The sequence below is a fragment of the Emticicia sp. MM genome (assembly GCF_001649495.1).
This window is the reverse complement of sequence record NZ_LXHX01000018.1, coordinates 23167-29166: the sequence shown is the minus strand read 5'-3', so window position 1 is coordinate 29166 and position 6000 is coordinate 23167. Positions and strand designations below refer to the sequence as shown.

The window sequence follows — 6000 nt, the reverse complement described above, 5'->3', positions numbered from 1 at the left end:
CTTGATAAGTCTAAATGGTTCTTATATTTCGCCAATAAACCAATCCACATTCTTTTCCATGAACCATCCTTACACCATTTATTGAAATGATAAAATACAGATTCATAACTATATTGCTCGGTGAAATATTTCTCCAATGGTAATTCTCTCCACTGGCATCCTGTTTTTAAACGATGAAAAATGGATAAAACAATACTTATTCGTTTATCTTCCGTTAAATTTTTACCTCGTTTACCTTGACTTAAATATGGAAGAATAAAGGTTTTAATTCTATCTTTGTCTAAGATGCTCATTTGATTTAGATATTTTGCTTCGCAAAACAAAATTACCTCTTTCTTGAGCATCTACTTTTGATTCAGAATAATCTTAAACAAGTTCATTGGTAAAATAAAAAAATATAAATAAAGATAAAGTATTAAATCTGTACAAACACTACGAATTTTGGAATAGTCCCATGTTCAGCCTCTAGCTTGATAAGACATTTCGACGATGAATGATTCAACCACAAAAACAAGATTACCAATATTATTATTGATAAAACACCAAAAGCAAAGAAGCTTTAAGTCTATTAACTCACAAAATTCTTGCAAATAATCTTAAGTAATAATATGTTGGTTTTTTTAATAAATTCATAGAATTCATCTATAATTCATATCTTGCTTATTTGTGTGTAAACTTATAACATTAGAAACGAAAGAAGAATATTCAAAATGAATGCCTAATATATGTAACGTAAACTAACATTTTGGAGAATTATTGAAAAAATTATATTTGGAGTACTAAAAAACATTGGAGATAAGCAAGCACAGAGAGCAGGAGCAGTGCTTATCTCCATGTTCAATTACTATTGAGTGAAACTTTCATAAAAATTATGAAAGTTTTTGTAATACTAAATTACAGAAGCAAAGTAAAACACTTTCGAACAATATTACCTCATATCATCAATACATAAGGTGACAAAATGCAGGCAAAGGTGACAAAGCAATCGATTTAATTAAATCTACTAGCCGGAAATGCATTAGGTATTACAACTTTAAAGATTACATAATTATCTATATCGTAAGTAAACCTTATATTGGCAACCTTTTTCTTAACAAATTCCTTAATCAATAAAAGACCAACACCCAAACCATCTTCTCCAAATTCAAAATCATAATCGTCATTAAACAATGAGGCTATTTTCGTTTGTTGAAGTTCGGTCATGCCTTCACAATAATTACTAAACACTAATACAAATGAATCCCCTTGCCTAAAACCATTAAGTAAGATTTTACCACCTATTCCACTATATTTGATTGCATTATCAAGCAAATTCCTAACTATTAAACCTAAGATGTGCTGGTCTATACTTATTTCACATTCTTCTATTTCTTCAATAATTTTTATTTCTTTTAACGATGCCATGTGTCGGTAAATTGGTAGTAGATTGCTCACAAATTCACTTGAATTGACTGTAGAAACATTTAGTCTAATTTGTTTCTGTTGTACAATACCCCACTCTAATAAATTATTCAACATAGCCGCTAAATGTAGTCCTATTTCATCTATTTGTGTGAGTACTGTACTCAAGCGTTCGAATTGCTTTTTTCTCACCAAATAACTTACAATCTCAGCATAACGCTGGTACGAACTAAGTGGACTTCTTAGATCATGAGAAATAATGGTAAAGAGCTTATCTCGACTTTTAGTTAGTTTTTTTAGGTTTTTATTAACTATACTCAATCTGAATAGCAATAAACTTATGATTAATATAATTACAAACGCTAAAATAATAACTATATAACTTTGCCGTGATCGTACATCACTTATCTGATTTTGTAGTTCTAAATTTTTAATAGCAGCATCTCTCTTCTCTGTTTCATATTTTGTCAATAAATCTTCTAACTCTTTAGTCTTCAAATTTTGATTGATTCTGTTCTTTACTTCTTCAACAATCAACCTTGTTTCATAAGCATTTTTATAGTCTTTTAATTCATATTGGATATATGAAAGTTGGTTATACACCATAAATGCGAAATAAGGTGTACTAATTTTTAATTCTTTGTATAAAGCTATAGCTTGTTTTAAATAATTTTCACTTTTTTTAAATTCTCTGGTATATATAAAACTTCCACCCAAATTTGATAAAGCAGAAACAGCACTTCTAGTATTCTTTGAAGCTAAAGTCTCGTACGATTTTAAATAACACCATTGTATCTTTTTCTTATAATTACCATGCTTATCCTTCGTTCTGTAATAGACATTGGCAAGTGAATAATAAATTCTTGAACGTAGATAATTATATTGAGGATTATTTTTGAAAAGCTTTAAACTTTTTTGATATAATTCTAATTGTTCCTTGACGGTTAATCCGAAATTGTGTCCATAATTCAAACAAATGGTTATTATTATCAACTTATCACAAACATTACTGGTTTGTTCAAAATAATTAAATACTTCTTTAAATAGATAGCTCTTCTTATTATTTCTTTCATAGTAATAGGAAGGATACTCATTTGATAAGGAAATCAATAAAAAATTACAATTTATTATTCCTGAAGTATCTTTTTGTTGTGTAAAGAACTTCAAAGCTTCTAAAGCATTTTTAGAGGACTGTTCAGTATCATCAAAAACCAATTTTGCAGCAAACAAGAAATGGCACATTGCAAGTGCGTTCCTATTTTTATTTAATAAAGCACATTTCTTTATTCTATCTAAATCTTTACCAAAATCATTAGAATAGTATCTTCTACTCATTTCCAATTCTATCAAAGTATTTAGATATTCATTAGATGCTTTATCGAATTGCGAATTAAGTACCTGCTGGAGGCTATCTAAATTTGACAAAACATGATAATCTCGAAATTGCATGTAAGGCTTATGTTGTGCAGATGCTAAATTTGCGAAAAAGATTAATAGAAGAAGTAATTGTTTTTTCATAGCATTAAGTAAAATATTGACATTAAGATACAAAATTTCAATAAATAATGTCAATGAAATATAATTTTTTGTAAATGACTATTAATAAGCAAAGGTAGATTACTAAACTTAAGAAGAAACACTGAAATAAAAGTACCATTTCCTTTTACCAATACCTAACAAATATTGAGGTTTTAAATATAAATTGCTATTTAAATTCATTATTCAGCGTCACCAACCATATTTGTAGGGTAATTGTATTTTTGTCATCTTACATATTTTTAGAAAATGGCATGAAATACTTTCATTATTGCTATTTAATTTACAGACAGCATAAAATCAAAATTATTAGTTAAATAAAAATAAATTTATAGCCTTTTTTTGATGTAATTTTAATTCTGCTTCTCTACTTTAACTGTTATTTTTTATTAACCTAAAATATTGTATTGTACAATTGCACCTTTACTAAAATCTTGTCATAAGTATTTTCAAAGTCTAAAAAATTTATTCAATTCTGAAGTTTTTTACCCCAAAGTAAATCCAAATAAAAAATAAATCGGCTCGTTTTAAAGATTAAAAATAAATCCATACCTATTCGTAAGCTAGAGGTTGTTTATTACAATTATTTACATAAATAATTATAATTTAGATCAGTTAATCTCTCTTAACTTAATAAAATCTTTCTTTTTTCTTCGTGATATTGGAAGTCTAATATTATTCGTCAATTCAACAAGAACGACATTATTAATTTCCTCTACACTTTGAACTTGGTCTAGGTTAATAATAAAAGTTTTATTGGGTCTATAAAAACGATTCAATTGGGTACCAACGAATGTTCTTTCAAAATATTTCAACGTTTTGGCAACCATTATGGGTCTTCTATCTAGCAAATAAATTTTTGTATAATTTACATGGCCTTGCAGACACACAATATTATCTAAATTTAGTTTTTCTTTTTGAAAAAAGGAGCTTAGTAATGAATCCATATTATCAATCGTTTTAAATATATTAAGACAAATTTGAAAGAAAAAGTCACTTAAAAGTAGATGAGTAACAAAGTGAAAGTGACAAAAGCCATTAATCATACATGACTTCTTAGGTTATTGGAAAGGATTTATTCAGATTAAAGGGATTATAAGCAAAAGGCAAGAAAATGCATTATATCACCATTTCATGTATTATGTCACCACTTATTGTGACATTTATTATTACAATGCCACTTAATAACAAGTAGCCTTTTAAATAATTCAAAATTAATTTCAATTATCACCTAAAAGTTACTTTTAGTGGTAGTACAAATACCACTGAGTAATTAAACAAGAAATATATTTCATTTTATAACCATTTCATGCTGATTATCACCAATTGTTGTATTTTTTTTCTCGCAAGTGATGTATATTGTATAAAAAACTATTTTTAATGCGAAAATACTTAAATTAATGTTCTATGAGTGTAAAAGTTATGATTATTGAAGATGACCCAGTTTGGTCACTTTTTGTAGAATCTATTATTGAAGATTCTCAATACGAACTTATTGGCACTGCCAATACCATAAACAAAGCCCAAGCAATTATCGAAGGCTTCAAGCCTGATATAGTTATTAGTGATATTCGTATCCAAGACTCAACCGTCTTTCCGTATCTTTTTGAAAATGCTAATAACGATTTTCTCACTATTTTTATGAGCAGTCATTTAGATGAGGAAATTTTCAATTTATCCACTAAAGTCTCCAAAAGCACTTACATTGTAAAACCATTCCATAAGTTTTCATTATTAGCAGCACTAGACTTACTCATTAGCAAATATCCAATTGCTCAACCTCAAGAAGAAAGTTTTATAACAGTTAGAGGCAGCCAGCAACAAGTAAAGAAAATCAATTTTAATGAAATTGAATGGATAGAAGCAAATGGGAATTACTGCTTTATTCACACAAAGTCAAACAAAAAGTATGCTCGTAAAAAATCTCTTAAGTCCTTAATAGAAAATTTAGATTCAAGATTTTTAAGAGTCCACAAAGCTTTTTTAATTAATAAACAATATATTAATAGAATTGAATTAAGCAATAATATAGTGATGGTGGGTGATAACCATATTCCTTTGGGAAGGCATTATCGCAAAGAACTTAATCAATTCTTGGAGCAAAGGTAAACGTATTGTCTTTTTTATGCATTTGGTTTTGCATAAATCTCTTAAATACTTGTAGATTCCTTCTAGAAATAGAAATTACTTCTGAGTCTACAAGTATCTCCCCTGTTTTTGTTTTAGTATCAATTTTACAATTATTTATAAATCTGATATTAACAATACAATCTCTTTTGACCTTTATAAAGTCATTATGCTCTAGTACATATTCATAAAAATATTTTAGTGTTTCGTAAAAATAATCACTTGTTCCATCATCGTAAAAGATGATGGTTCTACTGCCCTTTCTCAGCAAATATTTTATATGTTGAGTATGTACTTTTCTTTTGCTATTGACTCTCCTCAAATATGATTCTTTTGTATGGAGTTGGATTGATGAGAATAGATTAGGGTATTTTTCTTTTAATACGTGCTTCAACAAAGGCATATATCGCTTTGAAATAATATGCATCTGCCCATTAATTAAGATACATTCCTTGGCTATATCTATGTAATTTATGCCATTCACATAATCAATATTGATAATAGTATTCAGATTAATGAACACTAATTGTTCATATCTATTTAACAATTCATTAACAGTATCTTCATCAATAATTACCCAAGATGATACATCTGAATGAAGGTACCATTTTTGATTTTTCTTAAAAATTACCTGAATATGAATTTTATTATTAAGAATAGGTCTTACACTTTCCATCATTCTGTAAACTATTTAAAATACTTATGAATGAGTAATACTATTGCCAACGTAGCTAGCAATAAACCCTTTACGGTTGACAATGCACTTAATAATTACAAAATGCATTGTCAATACGCCAAGTATCAGTATTAATAAATAACAATTTCAAAAAATCTTGATTTTCTAGTAGTTAATTCGAACTGAATTAGTTAGAAAAAACATCCGCTGAATAACTCATTAAAGATTCGTAAATTGTTATTGATTTTGATATGCAATTA

The 6000-nt window shown here is 27.6% G+C and carries 5 protein-coding genes; 1 reads left to right on the top strand and 4 read right to left on the bottom strand.

Features of this window, described 5'->3' with window-relative positions:
* From A6M55_RS02885 to A6M55_RS02875, 3 genes are all read right to left on the bottom strand, one after another.
* Positions 1 to 293: transposase (locus A6M55_RS02885; RefSeq protein ID WP_156510966.1), on the bottom strand; the 293-nt coding region annotated here is incomplete at its 3' end.
* A gap of 697 nt (positions 294 to 990) precedes the next feature.
* The gene (locus A6M55_RS02880) at positions 991 to 2919 is read right to left on the bottom strand and encodes a tetratricopeptide repeat-containing sensor histidine kinase (protein ID WP_064196381.1); all 1929 of its coding nucleotides are present in this window, start codon (positions 2917 to 2919) and stop codon (positions 991 to 993) included.
* A gap of 629 nt (positions 2920 to 3548) precedes the next feature.
* Positions 3549 to 3884, bottom strand: a complete 336-nt coding sequence (locus A6M55_RS02875) for a LytTR family DNA-binding domain-containing protein (RefSeq protein WP_064196380.1) — start codon at positions 3882 to 3884, stop codon at positions 3549 to 3551.
* Positions 3885 to 4344: 460 nt separating this feature from the next.
* On the opposite strand from A6M55_RS02875, the gene A6M55_RS02870 reads away from it, so the two are divergent.
* Positions 4345 to 5046, top strand: coding sequence for a LytTR family DNA-binding domain-containing protein (locus A6M55_RS02870; RefSeq protein WP_064196379.1), 702 nt, complete (start codon positions 4345 to 4347; stop codon positions 5044 to 5046).
* On the opposite strand, the gene A6M55_RS02865 is transcribed toward A6M55_RS02870, so the two are convergent.
* Entirely contained in the window at positions 5021 to 5743 is a 723-nt protein-coding gene (locus tag A6M55_RS02865; protein WP_015029832.1) for a LytTR family transcriptional regulator DNA-binding domain-containing protein, read from the bottom strand. The two genes, A6M55_RS02870 and A6M55_RS02865, sit on opposite strands and share 26 nt — an antisense overlap.
* Between the last annotated feature and the right edge of the window lie 257 nt (positions 5744 to 6000).

Excerpts from the sequence above, each read along its gene's own strand:
- A6M55_RS02880 (WP_064196381.1), bottom strand. The coding sequence starts at position 2,919 with ATGAAAAAACAATTACTTCTTCTATTAATCTTTTTCGCAAATTTAGCA.
- A6M55_RS02875 (WP_064196380.1), bottom strand. The coding sequence starts at position 3,884 with ATGGATTCATTACTAAGCTCCTTTTTTCAAAAAGAAAAACTAAATTTA.
- A6M55_RS02870 (WP_064196379.1), top strand. The coding sequence starts at position 4,345 with ATGAGTGTAAAAGTTATGATTATTGAAGATGACCCAGTTTGGTCACTT.
- A6M55_RS02865 (WP_015029832.1), bottom strand. The coding sequence starts at position 5,743 with ATGATGGAAAGTGTAAGACCTATTCTTAATAATAAAATTCATATTCAG.